The sequence below is a fragment of the Mammaliicoccus fleurettii genome (genome assembly GCF_003970575.1).
In the GTDB taxonomy this organism is placed as follows: Bacteria; Bacillota; Bacilli; order Staphylococcales; family Staphylococcaceae; genus Mammaliicoccus; species Mammaliicoccus fleurettii.
In genome coordinates, this window is record NZ_RXWZ01000036.1 from 1 (window position 1) to 22313 (window position 22313).

24 protein-coding genes and 1 pseudogene are annotated in these 22313 nt (G+C 33.5%); 10 read left to right on the forward strand and 15 right to left on the reverse strand.

Translation table 11 applies throughout. The features are described 5' to 3' along the window. Nucleotides 1-163: 163 nt before the first annotated feature. The 4 genes from CD129_RS02750 to CD129_RS02765 are packed head-to-tail and all read right to left on the reverse strand — an operon-like array spanning nucleotide 164 to nucleotide 3082. Nucleotides 164-1642 carry an APC family permease gene (locus CD129_RS02750; RefSeq protein ID WP_078357808.1) on the reverse strand — a complete coding sequence of 493 codons (1479 nt, stop codon included), beginning with the start codon at nucleotides 1640-1642 and terminating at the stop codon, nucleotides 164-166. 52 nt (nucleotides 1643-1694) lie between these two features. Continuing rightward, entirely contained in the window at nucleotides 1695-2057 is a 363-nt protein-coding gene (locus CD129_RS02755) for a DUF423 domain-containing protein (protein ID WP_107509277.1), read from the reverse strand. A 21-nt stretch (nucleotides 2058-2078) separates the two neighbouring features. Further along, complete coding sequence (locus tag CD129_RS02760) at nucleotides 2079-2417, reverse strand: DUF5327 family protein (protein ID WP_078357806.1); 339 nt, start codon at nucleotides 2415-2417, stop codon at nucleotides 2079-2081. Continuing rightward, the gene (locus CD129_RS02765) at nucleotides 2414-3082 is read right to left on the reverse strand and encodes a uracil-DNA glycosylase (protein ID WP_256681890.1); all 669 of its coding nucleotides are present in this window, start codon (nucleotides 3080-3082) and stop codon (nucleotides 2414-2416) included. Before CD129_RS02765 ends, CD129_RS02760 begins: the two co-directional genes overlap by 4 nt. 105 nt (nucleotides 3083-3187) lie before the next feature. Here CD129_RS02765 and thiD point away from each other — a divergent pair, with 105 nt between their 5' ends. Further along, complete coding sequence (gene thiD / locus CD129_RS02770) at nucleotides 3188-4018, forward strand: bifunctional hydroxymethylpyrimidine kinase/phosphomethylpyrimidine kinase (RefSeq protein ID WP_115337847.1); 831 nt, start codon at nucleotides 3188-3190, stop codon at nucleotides 4016-4018. A 52-nt stretch (nucleotides 4019-4070) separates the two neighbouring features. Here thiD and CD129_RS02775 read toward each other — a convergent pair whose 3' ends face one another. From CD129_RS02775 to ptsG, 4 genes and pseudogenes are all read right to left on the reverse strand, one after another. Further along, entirely contained in the window at nucleotides 4071-4406 is a 336-nt protein-coding gene (locus tag CD129_RS02775) for a hypothetical protein (RefSeq protein ID WP_237687752.1), read from the reverse strand. A 103-nt stretch (nucleotides 4407-4509) separates the two neighbouring features. Continuing rightward, entirely contained in the window at nucleotides 4510-5250 is a 741-nt protein-coding gene (gene nagB, locus CD129_RS02780; RefSeq protein WP_115337848.1) for a glucosamine-6-phosphate deaminase, read from the reverse strand. Between the two features lie 3 nt (nucleotides 5251-5253). Then, on the reverse strand, nucleotides 5254-5922 hold the full coding sequence (locus CD129_RS02785; RefSeq protein WP_078357801.1) for an N-acetylmannosamine-6-phosphate 2-epimerase: 669 nt from the start codon (nucleotides 5920-5922) through the stop codon (nucleotides 5254-5256). Nucleotides 5923-5936: 14 nt separating this feature from the next. Continuing rightward, nucleotides 5937-7472, reverse strand: a pseudogene (gene ptsG / locus CD129_RS02790) (glucose-specific PTS transporter subunit IIBC). 123 nt (nucleotides 7473-7595) lie between these two features. On the opposite strand from ptsG, the gene CD129_RS02795 reads away from it, so the two are divergent. The 4 genes from CD129_RS02795 (at nucleotide 7596) to folE2 (ending at nucleotide 10417) form a co-directional block, all read left to right on the forward strand. Beyond that, on the forward strand, nucleotides 7596-8402 hold the full coding sequence (locus CD129_RS02795) for a MurR/RpiR family transcriptional regulator (protein WP_078357799.1): 807 nt from the start codon (nucleotides 7596-7598) through the stop codon (nucleotides 8400-8402). 77 nt (nucleotides 8403-8479) lie between these two features. Beyond that, nucleotides 8480-8839 (forward strand): YojF family protein, encoded by a 360-nt coding sequence (locus CD129_RS02800; protein ID WP_078357798.1) that lies wholly within the window; start codon nucleotides 8480-8482, stop codon nucleotides 8837-8839. A gap of 12 nt (nucleotides 8840-8851) precedes the next feature. Further along, nucleotides 8852-9520, forward strand: a complete 669-nt coding sequence (gene bshB2 / locus CD129_RS02805) for a bacillithiol biosynthesis deacetylase BshB2 (RefSeq protein WP_078357797.1) — start codon at nucleotides 8852-8854, stop codon at nucleotides 9518-9520. An 18-nt stretch (nucleotides 9521-9538) separates the two neighbouring features. Next, a complete protein-coding gene (folE2, locus tag CD129_RS02810) occupies nucleotides 9539-10417 on the forward strand; it encodes a GTP cyclohydrolase FolE2 (RefSeq protein ID WP_115337849.1) in 879 nt (292 codons plus the stop codon). A gap of 270 nt (nucleotides 10418-10687) precedes the next feature. On the opposite strand, the gene CD129_RS02815 is transcribed toward folE2, so the two are convergent. The 3 genes from CD129_RS02815 to tadA all read right to left on the reverse strand — a co-directional run bounded on the left by CD129_RS02815 (nucleotide 10688) and on the right by tadA (nucleotide 12787). Continuing rightward, on the reverse strand, nucleotides 10688-11269 hold the full coding sequence (locus tag CD129_RS02815) for an NADPH-dependent FMN reductase (RefSeq protein WP_115337850.1): 582 nt from the start codon (nucleotides 11267-11269) through the stop codon (nucleotides 10688-10690). Nucleotides 11270-11375: 106 nt separating this feature from the next. Beyond that, nucleotides 11376-12245 (reverse strand): Cof-type HAD-IIB family hydrolase, encoded by an 870-nt coding sequence (locus tag CD129_RS02820; RefSeq protein WP_078357794.1) that lies wholly within the window; start codon nucleotides 12243-12245, stop codon nucleotides 11376-11378. A gap of 59 nt (nucleotides 12246-12304) precedes the next feature. Then, nucleotides 12305-12787: a tRNA adenosine(34) deaminase TadA gene (gene tadA, locus CD129_RS02825; RefSeq protein ID WP_115337851.1), complete on the reverse strand. Its 483-nt coding sequence runs from the start codon at nucleotides 12785-12787 to the stop codon at nucleotides 12305-12307. Between the two features lie 68 nt (nucleotides 12788-12855). Between tadA and CD129_RS02830 the strand changes: the two genes are divergently transcribed. Further along, entirely contained in the window at nucleotides 12856-13470 is a 615-nt protein-coding gene (locus CD129_RS02830) for a deoxynucleoside kinase (protein ID WP_115337852.1), read from the forward strand. After that, nucleotides 13460-14128, forward strand: a complete 669-nt coding sequence (locus CD129_RS02835; RefSeq protein WP_115337853.1) for a deoxynucleoside kinase — start codon at nucleotides 13460-13462, stop codon at nucleotides 14126-14128. The genes CD129_RS02830 and CD129_RS02835 overlap by 11 nt, the downstream gene beginning before the upstream one ends. A gap of 57 nt (nucleotides 14129-14185) precedes the next feature. Here CD129_RS02835 and CD129_RS02840 read toward each other — a convergent pair whose 3' ends face one another. From CD129_RS02840 to CD129_RS02855, 4 genes are all read right to left on the reverse strand, one after another. Further along, entirely contained in the window at nucleotides 14186-14896 is a 711-nt protein-coding gene (locus CD129_RS02840) for an HAD family hydrolase (RefSeq protein ID WP_115337854.1), read from the reverse strand. Between the two features lie 63 nt (nucleotides 14897-14959). Beyond that, nucleotides 14960-16054, reverse strand: a complete 1095-nt coding sequence (locus CD129_RS02845) for a branched-chain amino acid aminotransferase (protein ID WP_078357790.1) — start codon at nucleotides 16052-16054, stop codon at nucleotides 14960-14962. Between the two features lie 106 nt (nucleotides 16055-16160). Then, nucleotides 16161-17123 (reverse strand): L-threonine 3-dehydrogenase, encoded by a 963-nt coding sequence (locus CD129_RS02850; RefSeq protein WP_115337855.1) that lies wholly within the window; start codon nucleotides 17121-17123, stop codon nucleotides 16161-16163. Between the two features lie 298 nt (nucleotides 17124-17421). Continuing rightward, the gene (locus CD129_RS02855) at nucleotides 17422-18609 is read right to left on the reverse strand and encodes a glycine C-acetyltransferase (RefSeq protein ID WP_078357788.1); all 1188 of its coding nucleotides are present in this window, start codon (nucleotides 18607-18609) and stop codon (nucleotides 17422-17424) included. Between the two features lie 153 nt (nucleotides 18610-18762). On the opposite strand from CD129_RS02855, the gene CD129_RS02860 reads away from it, so the two are divergent. Genes CD129_RS02860 through CD129_RS02870 form a run of 3 tightly spaced genes read left to right on the forward strand, consistent with a single transcriptional unit; the run spans nucleotide 18763 to nucleotide 22292 of the window. Further along, on the forward strand, nucleotides 18763-19932 hold the full coding sequence (locus tag CD129_RS02860; protein ID WP_115337856.1) for an amidohydrolase: 1170 nt from the start codon (nucleotides 18763-18765) through the stop codon (nucleotides 19930-19932). A 1-nt stretch (nucleotide 19933) separates the two neighbouring features. After that, nucleotides 19934-21133 (forward strand): amidohydrolase, encoded by a 1200-nt coding sequence (locus CD129_RS02865; RefSeq protein WP_126577729.1) that lies wholly within the window; start codon nucleotides 19934-19936, stop codon nucleotides 21131-21133. Next, entirely contained in the window at nucleotides 21117-22292 is a 1176-nt protein-coding gene (locus CD129_RS02870; RefSeq protein WP_115337858.1) for a M20 metallopeptidase family protein, read from the forward strand. The genes CD129_RS02865 and CD129_RS02870 overlap by 17 nt, the downstream gene beginning before the upstream one ends. Nucleotides 22293-22313 lie beyond the last annotated feature (21 nt).

Sequence of the window (22313 nt, forward strand, 5' to 3'; positions counted from 1 at the left end):
CAATGTGGCTTGTAAAAGAGCCACAAACAGCCTAGTTTAAACGCAGTTTAAGCTTAAATTTAATAAAACATACTTATTAAAACAAAAAAAAAAACTGAACTTATAAAATTAAGTTCAGTTTGTCCACAGTCTGAAACAGACTAATATTTAGTCTGTTTTTTGTTTAATCTTTAATTTCTGTTTTTGCTTCTAGTTCTATCATTTCTTCTTTTGTTTTATCTAATACGAGATAATTCAATTCATCGTTTGTCATTTTTTTAAGTGATGGATATCTTATCATGAAGAATATAATTCCAAGTACGAACCATACAAATAGTGCGATATACGATGGTAGTGATAAACTTGCTGGTGATCCTGGAATTAGTAATAAACATAAGAATATACCTGCAATCATTGCTCCGATGATAGCAAATGTTTTATATTTCGGATGATACATCATACTTCTTTTATCATAAGAGAATAGTTTAAATGCTGATAAACATGTTATAAAGTATGCGATTGATACACCTGTTGAAGACATATCTACAATCCATGTTAAAGCTGTTCTTCCTAACCAAGGTGCTACTAACGCAAGCACTAATATAAATATAATACTGATATATGGTGTATTATATTTTGGATGTAATTTTTTGAAGATGCTTGGCATAACGGATGCTCTACCCATGGAGAATAATAATCTACTAGAACTCATAAAGAATCCGTTTAAACCTGTAAATATCCCCATCATGATCGCAACAATTAACACTGCCAATCCAACAAACGAGAATGCTTCTTGGACAACTGACCCTGTTACCCATAAGTCTCCGCCTACTGCTGATGCATCTTTAAATAACCAACTTGTTAACAATATCATCATGACATAAGTTAATGCTGAAGCTAATAAACTGAATACGATTAACTTAAATGTCTTACTCGGTGAAAAATTAAATTCTTCTGCTGTTTGTGGAATATTGTCAAATCCTACATATGCCCACGGAGCAACTGCCAAAATTACTACGATAGACGATAACCAACCAACGTCGTTATTAACGACTGGTTTCAAATTAGAGAATGAAAAATCTTGAGTGAAAAATGATCCTGCAAATAATAATATCACTACAACAGCTAATATAACGCAGAATACATATTGTAAACTACCTGAAAAACTTGATCCTTTTATACTAATCCAAGCAAAAATTAATAAAATAAGTGAGGATAGTATAATTTCAGTTATGTACACGTCCCAACCTGCAACTGTATATAATTTACCTTGTTCTAAAAATCCTGGCATAACAAATTTAAAGAGCAAACTAAATGCCGAAGCGTTTAATGCAACGATACATATATAACCAAATGTTAGAAACCATGATGAGAAGAATGATACATATTTACCGAATCCTAAATATCCAAAAGCAAATGCGCCACCGGAAACTGGAAACTTCTCAACGAGTGCACCATAACTAACTGCAATAACGATCATGAGTAAAGCACCAATAAAGATACCGATTGATGCACCTAATGGACCTGCTTGACTAATCCAATCACCAGGAAGTATAAACGCTCCCCATCCGATACTTGAACCGTAAGCAATAGCCCAAACAAATTTTTCAGATAAATTTTTATCTAAATTTCCTCTTGATAAATCTTTCTTTTTTCTTGCCATAAATGTTCCACCTTTATATATATATGTTTCGTGAAACGTAATTAACTACTTCTTAAGATTTCCAAACAGCAATTACGAGTAAAATCCAACTTGCAATGAACAGTACGCCACCAATTGGCGTAATAGCACCTAATATTTTAATTTGTGTTACAGCTAAAATATATAATGACCCACTAAAGAATACAATTCCGAATGTCATCAACCAACCTGCTAAATTTAAACTAGTTGATGTTGCTCCCGAAATAATACCAAGTAATATCAATCCTAATGCATGGTACATTTGGTATGTTGTAGCTTTTTCCCATATATCTAAGTATTTAGCTGATAATTTGTTTTCTAAACCATGTGCACCAAATGCTCCAGCTGCTACTGCGATCATTGCATTAATCGCACCTATAATTATAAATAATTTCATTTTTTATCTTCCTTTCTATTATTAAAAATCAAAAATTGAATTTCCATTACCTACACCATCATCTGTTGTTAATTGATTTTCAGTTTTATTAGCAGATGGTTGATCAAGTACTTTTCCACCCATCTTTCTAATTTCTTCATTAGAGACTTTTGATTGTGATTTTTTAATTGGATTTTTTGGAGTCGAAGAGAAGTTTTGTTCCACTTTTATATCGTGATTAATACCCTCTTTTTTATCAACTAATCCACTTAAAGTATGAATTGCATGCATATGACGATTAAAAACTTCATTTGTTGAGGCATTATCAGCTCCAACTAGTTCTTCTTCAATGGCAGCAATTAATTGATCTCTACTAATCATAAATTGTCACCTCCACACCATTTTATAGGATCTTTTCCATTTGAAGTCAGATTTTCGTTTGTTTTACTAAATGGTTTCGAGCCAAAGAATCCTCTATAAGCTGATAACGGACTTGGATGAACAGATTGTATAATATGGTGACGTTCTGTATCAATCAGCTTAATTTTAGATTGCGCTGGTTTTCCCCACAAGACAAACACAACATCATCTAGTTCACGAGAAACACTTTTAATGATTTCATCCGTGAATATTTCCCAACCAATATCTTTATGAGAATGTGCTTTATGTGCTTCTACAGTTAATACAGTGTTTAACAATAGCACGCCTTCATTTGCCCAATCTTGCAAGTGTGGTGTTTCGCGTTTACACCCTATATCTTCCTCTAATTCTTTATATATATTTCTTAATGAAGGTGGAAACTTTGCATCAGGTTGAACTGAAAAAGCTAAACCATGTGCTTGATTAGGTCCATGATATGGATCTTGACCAAGTATAACCACTTTCACTCTATCTAAAGGGGTTAAATCAAACGCTTGATAAATATTTTCCCTATCTGGATAGATTGTTTTGTTTTGATATTCTTCTTCAAGAAACGACTCCATTTCGCTAAAGTCATGCTCTTTTTTTATATTGTGAAATATTTCTTGCCAATCCATATTATTCACCTCAATCAAAATGATAACATAGCACTAATGAAAAGGTCATAACTATTTTTTACAATTAAAAAACATGATATGATGTAACATATGAAATATTGGGAGGAATCATCAATGGCATTAAAAAAAGTCTTAACAATAGCAGGATCTGACACAAGTGCTGGAGCTGGAATGCAAGCTGATTTAAAAACATTCCAAGAACACGACACATACGGAATGGTAGCATTAGCAGCAGTCGTTACTATGGACCCAAAAACATGGGCACATGATGTAACGCCATTACCTCTTGATTTATTAGATAAACAGTTAAACACTGCTATTTCAATTGGCCCTGATGCAATTAAAACGGGTATGCTCGGTTCAGAAGAAGTCATTAAACGTGCACGTCAAGCATATGATGAATCAGGATCTGAAATTTTTGTAGTTGACCCTGTAATGGTATGTAAAGGTGACGATGAAGTACTTAACCCAGGAAATACTGAAGCAATGATTAAAGAACTATTACCAAAAGCTACTGTCGTAACACCAAACTTATTTGAAGCTGGTCAACTTTCAGGCTTAGGTAAACTTACAACAATTGATGATATGAAAAAAGCAGCAGAAAAAATCCACGACCTTGGTGCACAATATATCGTCATTAAAGGTGGAAAAGCTTTAGAATCAGATAAAGCATATGACTTATACTACAATGGTCAAAAGCACGTTCTGCTTTCAACAGACAAATTCCAATCTAGTTATAATCACGGTGCAGGATGTACATTCGCCGCAGCAACAACAGCTAATTTAGCAAATGGTGAAACACCAGAAGAAGCGGTTAAACATGCAAAAGCATTTGTAGCATCTGCAATTAAAAATGGCTGGAAAATGAATGATTTTGTAGGACCAGTAGATCACGGTGCTTCAAATCGAATTGAAAAAATCGAAGTATATGCTGAAGAAGTATAATAAAAACTGCCTACAAAGGTTTCCGACTTTGTAGGCAGTTTTTTTATATTTACTAGTACATTATACTAAATTCTGCTGTAACTTTAGCTACAACTTTGCGATTCTTAAATAATGTCATTTGATATTGGTAAAATGCATTATCTCCATCTTTATTTTCTTTAAGACATTCTAATTCTGCGTTGTAATTTTCTAATGTCATAATACGTTCTGTTTGTTCGAACTCACTTTTAATTTGTCTGAGTTTCGTCTTACTCCCCATAAAAGGCTTAAAACTATTAAACTCCCGAAGAATACTTAACAAATATTGAACAGGTACTTCTTCAAAATATTGGTACCCCATAATATTGCAATAATCCAATACCGCTTCATCATTAAATGAAATACGCATTGTTTCCACTACTTCCACCCGCCATTTCTTGAGGCTAATCTCAGTAGTAATTGTACTTTAAAGCTAATAATCATTCAAGTGAATTTAAAAACAATGCAATGTTCTAAATTTCTTCTTGTTCACTTAAATATGCGTTATTATCTAATATTACTTCCACATTTGGATGATTGTATAAAGCTGATGCTGGTAAATCAGTTGTGATTTCACCAGTTAATAATTTACGAATTGCATCAGCTTTTTTAGGTCCATATGCTAATAAGATAATACGTTTTGCTTTCAATATAGAGTGAATTCCCATTGATATTGCTTGTTCAGGCACTTCTTCTTTTGTTTCAAAGTATCTGCTGTTTGCTTCTATTGTAGACTGTGTTAAACCTACGACACTTGTTAAACTATCAAATGATGTCCCTGGTTCATTAAAACCGATATGCCCATTTTCACCAATTCCTAATATTTGTACATCTATCGGTCCTTCTTTATCTAATAAATCTTCGTAACGTTTTATTTCTTCTTGAAGATTTTCAGCTGACCCGTTTGGCAAATGTATTTTCTCTTCGTTCCAAGTTGGTAAGTGATTGAACAACACGTCATGCATATATGTGTAATAACTTTCCGGATGGTCATAATCTATTCCAATATACTCATCTAAGTTAAATGTCGTAATTTCACTTAAATCAATTTCATTAATTCTAATTAAATTAACAAGTTGCTCATATACTCGAACCATCGTTCCGCCTGTAGCTAAACCTAGCACACTCTTTTTATTTGAAATAATTTGTTTTAACAACTCATTTGCTACGTAATGACACGCTTCCTCTTTAGAACCTAAGTTAATAATTTTCATTATTTATCCCTCTATTTCTTTAATAAATCGTTTTGCTATTTCTAAAGGTCTTGTGATGGCTCCTCCAACTACTGTACAATGCACGCCTAAATCCGTAACACGTTTAAACATTTCTGGTGTAATAACATTTCCCTCTGCTATTACTTTTGCATTAACATTGCTTAACACGTCTTTTAAAAATTGAAAATCATTTTCGTATAAAACATGCCCTTTAGTATATTCTGTGTATCCTCTTAATGTTGTACCAACGTAATCAAACCCTAGTTTATCAGCATTAACCGCTTCTTCTAAATCAGATACATCTGCCATAATCTCAACATTTGGTGCATGCTCTCTAATATATGAAACAAGTTCCTCAAGTGATTCTTTAGGTCTTTCTTGTTTCGTTGCATCTAAAGCGATCACTTCACAACCACTTTCAATTAACTCATCGACTTCTTTAGATGTAGCTGTAATAAAGACTTTAGAACCTTCATAATCACGCTTTACAATACCTATTACTGGTAAACTGATTTCTTCTTTTATTGCGATGATATCTTCTTTCGTATTTGCTCGAATTCCTTTTGCACCTGCTTGATATGCTGCTAATGCCATCTTACTCATTATAAATGATGAATGCAAAGGCTCCTCTGGTAAAGCTTGACATGAAACAATTAATCCTTGTGGTAACATTTATTAAGCACTCCTTATTTATTTTCTAATGCTTCTTCTACTTCATTTTTTATTGTTGTAACATGTGGACCGTAAATGATTTGAACACCTGTTCCTTTTTGTACAACACCTCTCGATTAAATTGTCTTAATAACATCTTCATTGAAAAGTTTTTCATCATTGATTGTTACTCTAAGACGTGTTGCACAACAATCAACTGTATCTATATTGTCTTTGCCACCTAAGCCTTCGATGATTGTCTTTGCGCGATCACTCACATCAACAGATTTGACTGAATCTTCATCTTCACGGCCAGGTGTCTTAAAGTTAAACTTCGTAATTAAGAATCTAAATGTTACATAATACAATAAGAACCAAACTATACCTATTGGAATGACAAGTAAGAAGTTAGTCTTGCTGTTTCCTTGTAACACGCCAAATAGAATGTAATCAATAAAGCCACCGCTAAATGTTTGTCCAATTGTAATATTAAATATATCTGCCATCATAAATGCTAATCCATCAAATATGGCATGAATAACATATAACACTGGAGCTATAAATAAGAAACTAAATTCTAATGGTTCTGTTATACCCGTTAAAAATGATGTCAATGCTGCTGACAGCATTAAACCACCGACTACTTTTTTCTTTTCTGGTTTAGCTGTATGATAAATTGCTAAAGCTGCACCTAATAGTCCAAACATCATCGTAATAAATCGACCTGACATATATCTAGAAATACCTGAATAATATTGCGTTACATTTGCATCTCCTAATTGTGCAAAGAAGATGTTTTGTGTACCTTGTACAATTTTGCCATTGATTTCCATAGTTCCACCTAAAGCAGTTTGCCAGAATGGTAAATAGAATATGTGATGTAAACCAAATGGTCCAAGCATACGTAATACAAATCCATAAATAAATGTACCAATTACACCTGTTTTATTAACAAGTCCACCTGCATTGAATATCCAACCTTGAATCGTTGGCCAAATAAAGAATAGGATAACGCCTAATCCTATAGAAGCTACTGAAGTTACAATTGGTATAAATCTAGATCCACCAAAGAACCCTAAAAATGGTGGTAATGAAATTTTATTGTACTTATTATGTAGCATTGCTGTCATAATACCTACAATAATCCCGCCAAACACACCTGTTTCAACAGTTTGAATCCCTAAGACCATGCCTTGTCCAGCTTTAGCTAATTCTTCTTGTGCTGCGACATCATCAGTAATGGTTAATAATGCGTTCATTGTAGCATTCATGATTAAGAAACCTAACATTGCTGCTAATCCTGCTGTTCCTTTATCACTTTTCGCCAAACCTATAGCCACCCCGATTGCAAATAGCACTGGCAAGTTAGCAAAAACGATATTACCCGCTGAAGACATTAAGATAAATATATATTGCAAAAAATCTATATCCAAAATTGGATATGCTTTAATTGTATTTGGATTGCTTAATGCACCACCAATACCTAATAGCAAACCTGCTGCTGGTAGAATGGCGATTGGTAACATAAATGATTTCCCGAATTGTTGCGCTTTATCAAAAATTTTACTCATAAAATACGCACCTCCTATTTATCCTAAATATAACATCATGAAAATTATAGTCAATACTATTATTTGTTTTGAAAAACATTTTCATATATACTCATAATTACTAATTAAATAGAGGTGTAAATTATGAATTTTGAAAATCGTATTCAGCAATTTTCATACCTTTTCACAAAAGCTGACGAAAAAATTGCTAGATACATATTAGATCATCCTGTAGGAGACCATTTTTCAACTATTACTTCATTGGCATACGCTATCGATGTTTCTACTTCAAGTATTACAAGGTTCAGTCATAAATTGAATTATCAACACTTTCAAGATATGAAATTTAACATTCAACAAACTTATGAAAAAACAGATATTCAAAATGTTCCACTTATTAAAAGAATTCATGAATATCATCAAACAATTATTCAACAAACAGGTGAATTTATATCTAATGAGAAAATCAATCAACTTATTAGTACTTTATCTAATAGTGAACAAACACTTTTTGCAGGTTTAGGAAGTTCTGGATTAACTGCAACTGAGTTTTACTATAGAACAATGAGAATGGGCATAAATGGTAGTGCCGTAACAGATGCGCATCAAATGAAAATTGGCGCATCATTATTATCTGAGAAGGATGTACTTATAGCATTTTCAAATAGTGGGAAGACGGATGAACTCATAAATGCTGCAAAAATCGCCAAATCACAAAATGCTACAGTTATCGCTATAACCAATTATGCTGGAAGTGAACTTACCGCAAACTCTGACATTGTGATCATGACAATTGATCAAACAAGAGTGAACGACAAACAATTTATTAATACACAAATTTCAGCTCATTTTCTAATTGATGTAGTGAGTTATATGTTGTTAGAATACCAAAATAATATGAATCAATATCAACACACTAGAGATGTAATATTAAAAGATAATAAATCATAGGTTGTGAGCAGATTGTATATAAATTTACTCAAGAATTTAGTAGAATAGTAAAGTATATACTATGAGGAGTGAAAGGCATGGAATTAATTCAAGTAGATCAAGTACAAACACTAATATCAGAATATGAAAATAAGCCAGTATATCTCCATGTAGAAACGACAAATGGAGCTTATGCTAACCATTTCGACAACAAAGTATTTAATGCTGGTACATTTTTAAGAAATATCCAAGTCACATTTACCCATGCACATTTAACTGGTGGGAATAAAGAGCCTTATCGTGTGGGATTAAAATTAGACAACAATGGTTGGGTCTATGTACAAGGTTTAACACACTTTGAGGTAACTGAAGATAAAGAACTATTATTAGCAGGACTAAATTATGAAGGACAACTTGCTGCGACATTAGAAATAAGTAGCAATCCTTTCAAGGATTAAGAGGTGAATACAATGAATGATGAAAGACAAGTATTAGTTATTTTTCCACATCCTGACGACGAAGCATTCGGTACATCTGGCACACTTAGTAAATTTGTAGATGATGGTACCCCTGTAACGTATGCATGTTTAACTTTAGGTCAGATGGGGCGTAATCTTGGTAACCCACCTTTTGCTACACGTGAATCTTTACCACATATTAGAGAACGTGAATTGGATGCAGCTGCTGAAGCAATTGGTATAACAGATTTAAGAAAAATGGGATATAGAGATAAAACAATTGAATTTGAACCTAAAGATGAAATAGATAGTATGGTAAAATCATTAATAGATGAACTTAATCCATCACTTATTATTTCATTCTATCCTGGTTATTCTGTTCATCCAGATCATGAAGCAACAGCAGAATCAGTAGTAAGAACAGTTAGTCGCATGGATGAATCATCTAGACCTAAACTACATTTAGTAGCGTTTAGTAATGACACATACAGCGATTTAGGAGAACCAGATATAAATATAGATATTACTGGTTATGAAGAACGCAAGATGAAGGTCCTTCAAGCTCATGCGTCTCAAACCGGTCCAATGTTACAAAATCTCGCTTCAAATACACAAGAAAGTGAAGCGGCTAAAGATATGTGGTTGAAGACAGAACATTTCTGGACATATCATATTGAATAGATAGTGGAGGCAATGTGTATGACACAATTAGATTTATCAACACGTGAAGCGAGATGGAAATATTTCGGTTCAGTTGATCCTATAAAAGGAAATAAACCTACCGAAAAAGAAAAGATGCCAGATTTGCAAAGCTCTAAAAAAGATTTCCTATTCGAAATTGAACATGTTGGTATCAAAAACTTAATTTACCCTGTCAGAATAGATGATTTTCAAACAGTTGGAAACTTCGAATTTTCAACTAGTTTAAATCAAGATGAAAAAGGCATCAATATGAGCCGTATTATAGAAAGTGTTGAAAAGCATTATGATAACGGTGTGAAATTAGAATTTGACCATTTAACAACATTATTGAATACACTTCAATCTGTCATGCTCCAAAACACTGCATCATTAGATGTTACAGCTAAATGGTTCTTTAACCGTTTTAGTCCTGTGACTAACCAAAAAGCAGTCGGACATGCAGACATTAGATATATACTTTCTGTTTCAGATGATAAAGTGACTAAAAAATCTTTAGGCATTGAAGTACCTGTTACAACGTTATGCCCATGTTCTAAAGAAATCAGTGAATATTCAGCACATAACCAACGTGGCATCATAACAGTACTCATTGACTTAGATCCCGAAATAGACCTACCTGATAACTACAAAGACATCGTATTAGACGGTATGGAGGCTAACGCAAGTTCAATGTTGTATCCAATATTGAAACGTACAGACGAAAAAGCCGTTACAGAAAGAGCATATGAGAATCCAAGATTTGTAGAAGACTTAATTAGATTAGTAGCTGCTGATTTAGTAGATCTTGACTGGATACAAGGATTCGAAATAGAATGTCGTAACGAAGAATCCATACACCAACACGATGCATTCGCAAGACTAAAATATACAAAGTAATCTAAATATGAACAGACCGCCTCCATGAGCCGGTCTGTATTTTTATGTATTTCGCATTTTCGGGTCGATAATTGATTTTATAGGTCCGTATTTCTCATTTCTGGACCGGTAATTTTATTTATCGGTCCGTATTTTCCGTTTCTGGACCCCTAATTTTATTTATCGGTCCGTATTTCCCGTTTCTGGACCGGTAATTTTATTTATCGGTCCATATTTTCTTATATAGAACAAAAAGAAGGCAACAGCCTCTGCTGTTGCCCTCTATCCTCTTTATGAATTCACTTGTTCTTCTGCTACTATCCAAGGATTGTTTTTAATTAGTTTTGTAATTTGCTCTGTAAACAATTTAACACGTAATTTAATGTCATCTACATCAATATAATATGTGCCATCTTCTGTTTTACCGAAGTCAGCATCTTGTGTTGAAATTTGGACAGGAACTGCAATTCCTAATAAGTTTCTCATAATAATTCTCAAATGTGATAATGGCTCTGTACTTCTCATCCCACCACTATTACATATTAAGCCTACTGGTTTCATTTTAAATTGATCCATTGTTAAATGGTCTAAAGCATTTTTTAAAATACCAGAATATGAACCGTGGTAATTTGGCGTACCAATTATAATCGCATCTGCTTCTTCAGCTTTTTCGCGTAATTCATTTACATTAACTTTAATTCGTTCATCGTTTAAATGTTGACCTGATACGTCTAAGAACGGTATTGGTTTGTCATATAAATCAAACAAAGTTACCTCTGCACCTTGGTCTTCTAAGTTCCCACGAACAAATTGTGCAAGGGCGTGTGTATGTGAATATTGCTTAGCGCTACCTACAATAAGTAATACTTTCACTGTTGTCACCTCAAAATTTTAATGATATTAATTACGTATCATTATAGCATACTGAGAAACTAAGAATTTAATTTTCATTAAAAATCATTCTTATGGACGATGTATATTAACGGTCATAATTTTTCAATGCATGAATAATCGCTTTTCCTACACCACTATGCTCATTAGTATCCGTAACGTAATCAGCTAATTCTTTCACTTCAGGTGCTCCGTTTTCCATTGCAACAGCATACCCGGCTTTTTCTAACATTGAAACATCATTTAAGTTATCACCAATTGCCATCACATCTGACATTGGAATGTTTAATTGATTTGCTATTGCTTCTAATGCAATTCCCTTTTGCGCATCAGAATGTGTGATTTCAATATTCCCTCTTGAAGATGATGAAACTGCTAAACTTTGTGATTCTGAAATTTCAGCTTTAGCTCTATCAATTTTAGATAAATCACTCGCAAATGCTAAAATTTTCAATATAATTTCCCCTGGACGACTTTCAATTTCATCGTAACTATCTACTGTTTTTAAAGTTCCGTTATCAATTCTACTTTGAATATTGGCACGGATTTTTTTGACATCAGCTTTTTGACCAGCTTTTTCTGCTATATCGACATAAATTTCCAAGTCTTTCTCAGGGTCTTCGGTATAAATACCAAAGTTCGTATAAACTTGATAATAAATATCTTCTTTGTTCAAAATTCCCGTAATTTTATTGATTAAAGGTCGTGTTAATTTAGAAGTATGGACGATATTAAATTCTTCATCTCTTACTTCTGCTCCATTTAAACAAATGTATGGTAATGATAAATCTGTTTTTTCAATTGGGCTATGTGCCTCGTAAAATGCTCTTCCAGTAGCAATAACTACCGAGATACCTTTTGATTGTGCAAATTTTATTGCTTCATAATTTTCATTTGAAACTTCATGTGCTGCGTTCAGCAAAGTGCCGTCCATATCTGTTGCGATTAACTTTATCATGAAAGTAACCTCTTTTCTTTATATTCAACATAAATTTTAACAAATAAAAGTAATAATCTCTATAAATCTGTATTATTCTGCTTAATTTGTTTTTTTAGGCTTCTTTTCTCTCTAAAAAACGTTCGTAACATCTCACCGCATTCTTGCTCAAGTATCCCTCTTTCAACTGTAGCACGGTGATTAAACCGAGTATCTTCTATTAAATTTATTAAGCTACCACTACAGCCACCTTTAGGATCTGTTGCACCATAAACGACATGCGTTATTCTACTCATCACAATCGCGCCTGAACACATGACACAGGGCTCTAAAGTAGCATATAAAGTAGTTTCTTCTAGTCTCCACGATTTCAGATACTTGGCTGCCTCTTGTATCGCAATCATTTCAGCATGTGCAATTGGATCTTGATCATTCTCTCTTAAGTTATGACCTCTTCCAATCACTTCTCCTTTATATACAACAATTGCACCAATTGGTACTTCATCCATTTCCCAAGCTTTTTTTGCTTCTTCAATTGCAAGTTTCATATAATTTTCATGCACGCTATATTTCACTCCGTTTAATTTATGATAGAATAAGTATGTCTATTTTAACATCTAGGGAGATATATATGAAAAAAAACTTTATTGCAATCGAAGGACCTATTGGAGTCGGGAAAAGCTCCTTAACTAAAAAGCTTGCTGAAGCTTTAAATTATACTGAAGAATTTGAAATTGTTGACGAAAATCCTTTCTTAAGTGATTTTTATGATGATATTTCTAAATGGAGTTTTCAAACGGAGATGTTCTTCTTATGTCATCGTTACAAACAGCTAACAGATTTAAAGAATATTAAAGGAATCGTAAGTGATTATCATATTTTTAAAAATAAGATTTTTGCAAAAAACACTTTAAACGATAGTGAATTTGATAAATTTAGTCGAATTTATGATATTTTAACTGAAGATATTCGTATGCCTGATCAAATTATCTTTCTCGATGCCTCATTAGAAGTCCTACAACAACGTATTGCCCATCGTAATAGATCATATGAATCACAAATAGAAAATAATTACTTAGCACAACTAAAAAGTGATTATAATCAATTCTACGAAGAAGTGAAAAGTGAAATCGATGCTATTCAAATTGATACTTCTCATTTAGATTTCGTAAATAACACCGCAGATTATCAACAAATTTTAAAATTATTACAACCTTTGATTGGAGAGATTACACATGACAAATAAAGTCATACCAAGTGATGCTATTATCACAATTGCTGGTACTGTTGGTGTTGGAAAATCATCTTTAACACAAGCACTTAGCGAACGTTTAAACTTTAAGACTTCTTTTGAAAAAGTCGACAATAACCCGTATTTAGAAAAATTTTATCATGATTTCGAACGATGGAGTTTCCACCTACAAATATACTTTTTAGCGGAACGTTTTAAAGAACAAAAAAGAATGTTTGAATATGGCGGAGGATTTATACAAGACCGCTCAATCTACGAAGATGTTGATATTTTCGCAAAAATGCATGAAGAACAAGGAACAATGACAAAAGAAGACTATGCAACTTATAGAGATCTATTTGAAGCAATGGTTATGACGCCATACTTCCCTAAACCTGATGCATTAATTTATTTAGAATGCGACTACGAAGACGTTATACAACGCATCAAAAATAGAGGTCGCCAAATGGAAATCGAAACAGACGAAGCATACTGGAAAAAACTTTTCGCACGTTATGATAATTGGGTTAACAATTTCACAGAATGCCCAGTAGTACGTGTAAATATAAATGATTATGACTTATACGAAGATCCAGAATCAATCAATCACATTATCAACAAGATTGCACATGTTATAGAAACACACCGTTCAATCGATACACGAGTAAAATAAAAAAATGCTCTAAACCATTAATTATTTCAAATGGTTTGGAGCATTTTTTAAATTATCTTATTTATTCCATTCCGCTTCTTTTTCATAAAACTCGTTAATATCTTTATAAATATAATCTGCACCTGTTAAATCTGCTTTATCTCCTGTACCACTAAGCACGCCAACAACTACTTTGAAATGAGCATTTTTGCCCATTTGTATATCAGTTGGTGTATCTCCTATTATTGCGATTTCATCAGGTGCTACGTCCCATTTTTCATAAAATTTTTCTACCATTTTAGGGTTTGGCTTTTGATAGCCATTTATAGATGCTGTAATTTTTTCATCAATCAAATGTTCTACTTTTGCGTCTTTAATAAATCGTTCTGTACCGTCTATATCATCACTTGTGATGATGCCAATATTATATTTTTTGTCTTTAAAAGCTGTTAAAGTTTCTATTAATCCTTCAATGACGATAGTCTCAGGTTTATATTCACTTATTAAGTCTTTGCTTATTTTTACCGTCCATTTTTCAATTTCTTTTTTATCTATAGTTGGTGCGTATTCAGAGAAGACATCTATAATATCTGACAATGTACCTGAAGCAAGTATGCCACTAGATAAAAATCTATCATTTACGTATCCTATTTTTTCTTGTAAGGCTTGCTTATTATCAACTTGGTACTGTTCTACAAATCGATCTATCATAACTAATGAAATCTCTGACCATGTTTCATCAAATTTGAGTAATGTACCATCTTTATCGAACAATAACCATTTAATCATTATTTGTACTCCTTTAAAAAGAGCGGCACTACAACTAGTAGGCCGCTCTTTATTGTTTCTCAATTATACTATTTCGATATGACTTTCTTGTCCTACTACAACTCTCCAACCATTTTTATCTTCTTTTTTACCAGTTTGAATTGCTGTATATTCATCAAATAACGCTTGAGTTATTGGACCAATCTCATTATTATTAATTGTAATTTCTGCCTCTTCGTATTTTAAGAATCCTACTGGAGAAATAACTGCTGCAGTTCCTGTACCGAAAATTTCTGTTAAACGACCATCGTGATGTGCATTAATAATATCATCGATAGATAATCGTTTCTCTTCAGTTTCATAGCCCATTTCTTGAGCAAGTTCGAGTACAGTTTTACGCGTAATACCTGGTAAAATACTGCCGTTTAATTCCGGTGTTACTACTTTTCCATCAATAACGAAGAAAATATTCATACTTCCTACTTCTTCGATATATTTTTGTTCTACACCATCTAACCACAATACTTGATCGAAACCTAATTCATTAGCACGTGTTTGTGCAATTAAACTAGCCGCATAGTTACCACCACATTTAGCAAAGCCAACGCCGCCTCTTACTGCACGTACAAATTCATCTTCTACATAAATGCTAGTAGGTTTCATTTGTTCATCACCATAATAAGCGCCTACTGGAGAAAGAATCACTAAAAATTCATAGTCTGTTGAAGAACGTACACCTAAGTAAGGTTCAGTAGCATATACAAATGGTCTAACATATAAAGATTGTCCTTCACCACTTGGGATCCATTCACGTTCTAAATCTATAAGTTGTAATAGACCATCTAATACTTTTTCTTCATCGATTTGAGGCATTTCAAGTCTTTTTAAAGATAAATTAATTCTCTTGAAATTTTGGTCTGGTCTGAATAGTGCAACATCATCACCATCTTTATAAGCTTTCATACCTTCAAATACTGTTTGTCCGTAATGAAGTCCTTGTGCACTTGGTGACAAAGTAATCGGCCCATATGGAATTATTTTAGGCTCTGACCAGCCTTCACCTTGTTTATATGACATAGACAGCATATAATCAGTAAAGATTTCACCAAAGACTAAATTTTGAAAGTCCGGTTTCTCTTTAAGCTGCTCACGCTTTTCTACGTAAAATGTTTCTGACATAATGATTCCCCCTAGGCTAATTAATAATTAATGTTAACAAGTATATCAGTCATAGAGGTGTTATTCAATGAATTTTTGGAAAATTTAAAAAATATACACATTAAAGTTAACTTTTGGCTAAGTTATCTTTTTCTTCAATTGCTTTAAGCATTAATTCAGTCATACTATCTAAATTATAACTTGGAGAAAATCCCCATTCTTCTTTAGCACAAGATGAATCGATAGCGTTTGGCCAACTCTCGGCAATTGCTTGACGATCTGGATCAACATCATATCCTAGTTCAAAGTTAGGCATTTTCTTTTGAATAGCTGTTTTAATTGTTTCTGGATCAACGCTCATTGCACTCACATTATATGCATTACGGTTAATCAATCGTTCACTGTCTGCTTCCATTAACTGAATGATTGCATCGATGGCATCGTCCATGAACATCATATCCATATACGTATCTTTCGCAATATAACTGTCGTATTTGCCTTCACGAATTGCTTTGAAGTAAATTTCAACTGCGTAATCTGTAGTACCTCCACCTGGTTCTTTTATATAAGAAATTAAACCAGGAAATCTCATACTTCTCGTATCAACACCAAATTTAGTGTAGTAATAATCACATAACAATTCACCCGCTACTTTATTAACACCATACATTGAAGTTGGTCTTTGAATTGTAACTTGAGGTGTCATATCTTTAGGTGTATTTGGACCAAACGCACCGATTGAACTTGGTGTAAAGAACTGCATATCAAATTCTCGAGCTACTTCAAGAGCATTTACTAGTCCACCCATATTCAGATTCCATGCGAATAATGGATTTTTTTCAGCAGTAGCTGAAAGAAGTGCTGCCATATGCATTAAAGTATCCGCTTCAAAATTCTTAACTAATGAATGGAATCTATCTTGATCGGTTACATCTAAAATTTCAAATGGACCATTATTTATTTCACTTTCACTTTCTGGTTCTCTTATATCTGTTGCTAAAACATTTTCATTACCATATTTCTTTCTTAATTTCATAACTAATTCTGTCCCGATTTGCCCTAGCGCCCCAGTAATCATGATTTTTTTCATTATAAAATCCTCCTGTATTGTTGAAACGTTCATTTGTACTCTTGAGAAAAACAAAAACGCTTTCTTTATTGATATTTTACTATATTTCACCCAATTTGTATACTTCAGAAGTACATAGCAAGAATAAATAAGTTACTTAATACAAAAACCAATTGTATAAGAGATACTTAGGGACATTATTCTCAATACTGCCAATTAGCTAACACTTAACAACATACTCATTTCATAAATATGAGAAAAAGCAGTAGAAATTCAATTGATACAATGAATTTCTACTGCTTTTTTATAGTTATTCTATTTATAATAATCCTAATTCTTTACCAATTTTTTCATATGCTTCAATTGCATCATCTAGTTGTTCTTTAGTATGTGCAGCTGTTGGCATATTTCTAACACGACCTGTACCTCTAGGAACTGTTGGGAATACGATTGCTTTTGCATATACACCTTCATCCATAAGTCGTTTACTAAATGTTTGTGCTTTTTTCTCTTCACCGATAATGACTGGTGTGATTGGTGTTTCAGAATGACCTATATCGAAACCTTTTGCTTTTAAGCCTTCTTTTAAATAATTAGCATTATCCCATAATTTATCATGTAATTCTGTTGAGGCCATTAATTTTTTAACGGATTCTGTAATTGCTTTAGTATCTCCAGGAGCTAAAGATGTTGAGAATAAAAATGGTCTTGAAGCGACTTTTAACCAATCAATTAAATCTTTAGTACCTGCCACATAACCGCCTACTACACCAATCGCTTTAGAAAGTGTACCAATTTGGAAATCAATTTTATCTTGTAAACCAAAATGCTTAACAGTTCCAGCACCTTTACCCATTACACCTGAACCATGTGCGTCATCAACATAAGTGATTAAACCAAATTCTTCAGCTATTTCAACGATTTCAGGTAATAAAGCTACGTCCCCATCCATTGAGAACACACCATCAGTGATGTACATGACTTTATTATATTGACCTGATTCAACCGCTTCTTTCGCTTTTGCTCTTAAGTCTTCCATGTCTGAGTGATTTACTCGAATGATTTTTGCTTTTGATAAACGACAACCATCAATAATTGAAGCATGATTTAATTCATCAGATAATATTGCATCATTTTTATTCATGACTGCTGAAATAGCTGCCATGTTACAGTTAAATCCTGATTGATAAGCAATAGCGCTTTCCGTACCTTTAAATTGTGCTAATGTTTCTTCTAACTCTCTATGCAAATCTAATGTTCCATTTATAGTACGTACTGCACCAGCACCTACACCATGTGAATCTATTGCATCTTTAGCTGCTTTTTTCAAGTCTTCGTCTGTAGCTAATCCAAGATAGTTATTTGATGATAAGTTGATATAATTTTTACCGCCAATTGTTATTTCAGCGCCATTTGCACCTTCAACGATATCAATTTCATTATACAAACCATTGTCTTTCAATTCATTTAAATTTGTTGTTAAGAATGTATCTAATGTTTGTACCATATACACTTTCTCCTTTAGCACTTTTTATTTATCATAACACATCAAAATCAAAGAATTAAGCGTTATCATAGTAAATTGAATTGTTTAAATTTTCTATAAACTTTGCTACAATAGTCATACTATATTTTGATGGAATTGAAAGAAGGTTTATTAATGATAAATTGGAAAGAAAAAGTAGCAAATAAATTTGATCGTTTAGTCGAAATTAGACGATATATGCATAAGAACCCAGAACTTTCATTTCATGAGGAAAAAACTCATGATTTTCTTTTATCTGAATTAAAAAAGCTAGATAAATTGACGATTAGAGAGCGCGTTGGAGAGCGTGGAATTGTTGCAAAGCTAGAAGGTAATCAACCTGGTCAAACAATCGCATTCCGTGCTGATTTCGATGCTTTACCTATTCAAGACGAAAAAGACGTTCCATATAAATCTACTGTCGACGGTGTTATGCATGCTTGTGGACATGACGGTCATACAGCGACACTTTTAACATTTTGCGAATTACTTCATGAACATCAACATTTACTTAAAGGGAATGTTGTTTTTATTTTTCAATACGCTGAGGAGTTAAGTCCTGGTGGTGCAAGTCCTATGATAAATGATGGGGCGTTAGAAGGCGTTGATAAAGTGTACGGAAATCATTTTTGGAGCGGTCATGAAACATCTTCAATTAAGACAAAGCCTGCTGATATGATGGCTTCACCGGACTATTTTGATATTACGATTCAAGGTAAAGGTGGACACGGTGCTAAACCACATACATCGATTGATCCGATTGTAATTGTTGCTGAATACATTTCTAGTTTACAAAAAATTATATCTCGACATATTGATCCTATAGATAGAGGTGTCATAACAGTTGGTAAGATAGATGCAGGAAGTGCTTTTAATGTTATAAGTGATACAGCTACCATCGAAGGTACAGTTAGAACTTTCAAACCTGAAGTAAAAGACACGATTGAAGAAGAGCTAGAACGATTATTAAAAGGCATTTGTATTGCCAATAATGCTACTTATGAATTCAATTATCGCAGAGGATACCCTACTGTTGTTAACCATGAAGAACAATATAACGTTGTAAAAGAAGCAGCTGAGTCATTACATTTAACATACGAAGATATACCGCCAATGATGATTGGTGAAGACTTCTCATATTACCTTCTCAATCGCCCTGGCTGTTTCTTCTTAACTGGTAGTGGTAATGAGGGTAAAGCTTCAACAGCACCTCATCATCACCCTATGTTTGATTTAGATGAAGATGCAATGAAAACAACAACTGAAATGTTCATAAAAGTCCTTGAGATTGAAGGTGTTCTATAAGATGAAAAATATATTACTACAAAAAGTTGATCATTATTATGATGAAATGATAGAAATTAGAAGACACTTACATATGAATCCTGAATTATCTTTTGAAGAAGTTAAAACGCCTGCCTATATCGCTAATTATTTAAGAAATCTAGGTATAGATGTTAGAGAAGGTGTTGGTGGACGAGGTGTAGTAGGCACACTTAATAAAGAGAAAGACGGTCCAACATTAGCTATAAGAGCCGACTTTGACGCTTTACCTATACAAGATGAAAAAGAAGTACCTTACAAATCAACAGTTGATGGCGTTATGCATGCTTGTGGACATGATGCACATACGGCTGTTCTCTTAATGACTGCAAAAATATTATCCGAGCATAAAGATGAAATAAATGGTCGTGTAGTGTTTATTCATCAACACGCTGAAGAAGTGGATCCTGGTGGTGCTATACAAATGATCGCTGACGGCTGTTTAACGGGTGTTGACGCTATCATTGGACAACATGTATCAAGTAGTTTAGATGTCGGTAAAGTAGGCTACAAATACGGTACAACGACAGGTATCCCTGATGATTTTTGGATTACTTTAAAAGGACGAGGTGGACATGCAGCTCACCCAGATCAACTTATTGATCCACTAGCTGCAGGTATTCAATTATGTAATGATTTACAGTATATTGTTTCACGTAAAACAAGTGCATTATCACCTGCTGTATTATCCATAACGATGTTTAATGCTGGAGAAACCAACAACGTCATACCTGATACTTGTAAAATTGGAGGTACGATCAGAACATTCGACTCAGATACTCAAGTAAGTGTAATTGAAGGATTTAAAAAAGTACTAGAAGGTATCGCTACTTCTACTGATGTCACTTACGATTTAAAATACAGTAAAGGTTATCCACCTGTTATAAATACTGAAAAAGAAACAGACCTAATATTAGAAGCTACTAAAGAAATAGCTAGTGTTCAAGAATTAGTTGAATTAGAAGCAAGTTTAGGTGGAGAAGACTTTTCTTATTATCAGCAACGTGTACCTGGTGCATTTTTCTATACAGGAACAAGAAATGAACATTTCAAAGCGGATTATCCACATCATCATCCGAAATTTGATATAGATGAGCAAGGACTAATCAACGCTGTTCGAATATTCTTATTAACTACATTTAAGTTTATGGAAAGGAATTATAATAATGAATTTAACGACTGAAGTTAATCTATATATGGATGAATTAATAGATATCAGAAGACATTTGCATCAAAATCCAGAACTATCTTTCCAAGAAGAAAATACAAAAAAATATATAGCTGATTACCTTGAGAATTTAGGTATAGAAGTTAAAAAAGATGTCGGTGGTAACGGGCTCCTAGGTTATATTAAAGGCGGTAATGCCGGACCTACGATTGCTTTAAGAGCTGACTTTGATGCTTTGCCAATTCAAGATGAGAAAGATGTACCTTATAAATCTACAGTGGATGGTGTTATGCATGCATGTGGTCATGATGCTCACACAGCAAGCTTATTAATCACAGCTAAAATCCTAAAACAACACGAAGCTGAAATTCATGGCAATGTCGTATTAATCTATCAACATGCCGAAGAATCACTTCCAGGAGGAGCAAAATCCATGGTAGCAGCTGGCGCACTTGATGGTGTAGATTATGTTTTTGGTACACATACAGCAAGTCATATAGAAGCAAATAAAGTTGGCTTTTGTTCAGGACCAGCATATGCAGCAGCTGATTCATTTGAAATAGATATTCAAGGTTCAGGTGGCCACGGAGCAATGCCTCAATTAGCTAAAGACCCTATCGTTGCTGCATCTTCACTTATCGTTCAAGCACAAAGCATTGTCTCTAGAACGATAGATCCATTAGAATCTGCTGTTGTAACATTTGGTACATTTAAAGGTGGTAATGCATTCAATGTTATAGCTGATACAGTACAACTTACTGGTACAATCAGAACATACTTACCTACTGTGAAAGATCAAATTAAAGAACGTTTAAACGGCATTTTAAACGGTATTGAATCAAGTTATGGCGTGAAGTGCCATTTGAATTATCATGATGGTTATCCTCCAGTTGTTAATCACGAAAAAGAAACAGAATGGGCTAAAAGTCTTGCATCAGAAATTGATACAATTGAAGAAGCATTCGATTTCCCACCTTCACTTGGAGGAGAAGATGTAGGTTATTTCTTACAACATGTACCTGGCACTTATTTCTTTACAGGTGTCGGAAACGAAGCACTTAAAGCTAATTATCCACATCACCATCCAAAATTCGATTTGGATGAGCAATCACTACAAAACAGTGTGAAGCTATTTTTATCAATAATTGAACATAGTTCGGACTTAGTAAAATAAATATTAAAAAACCTCCCAAAC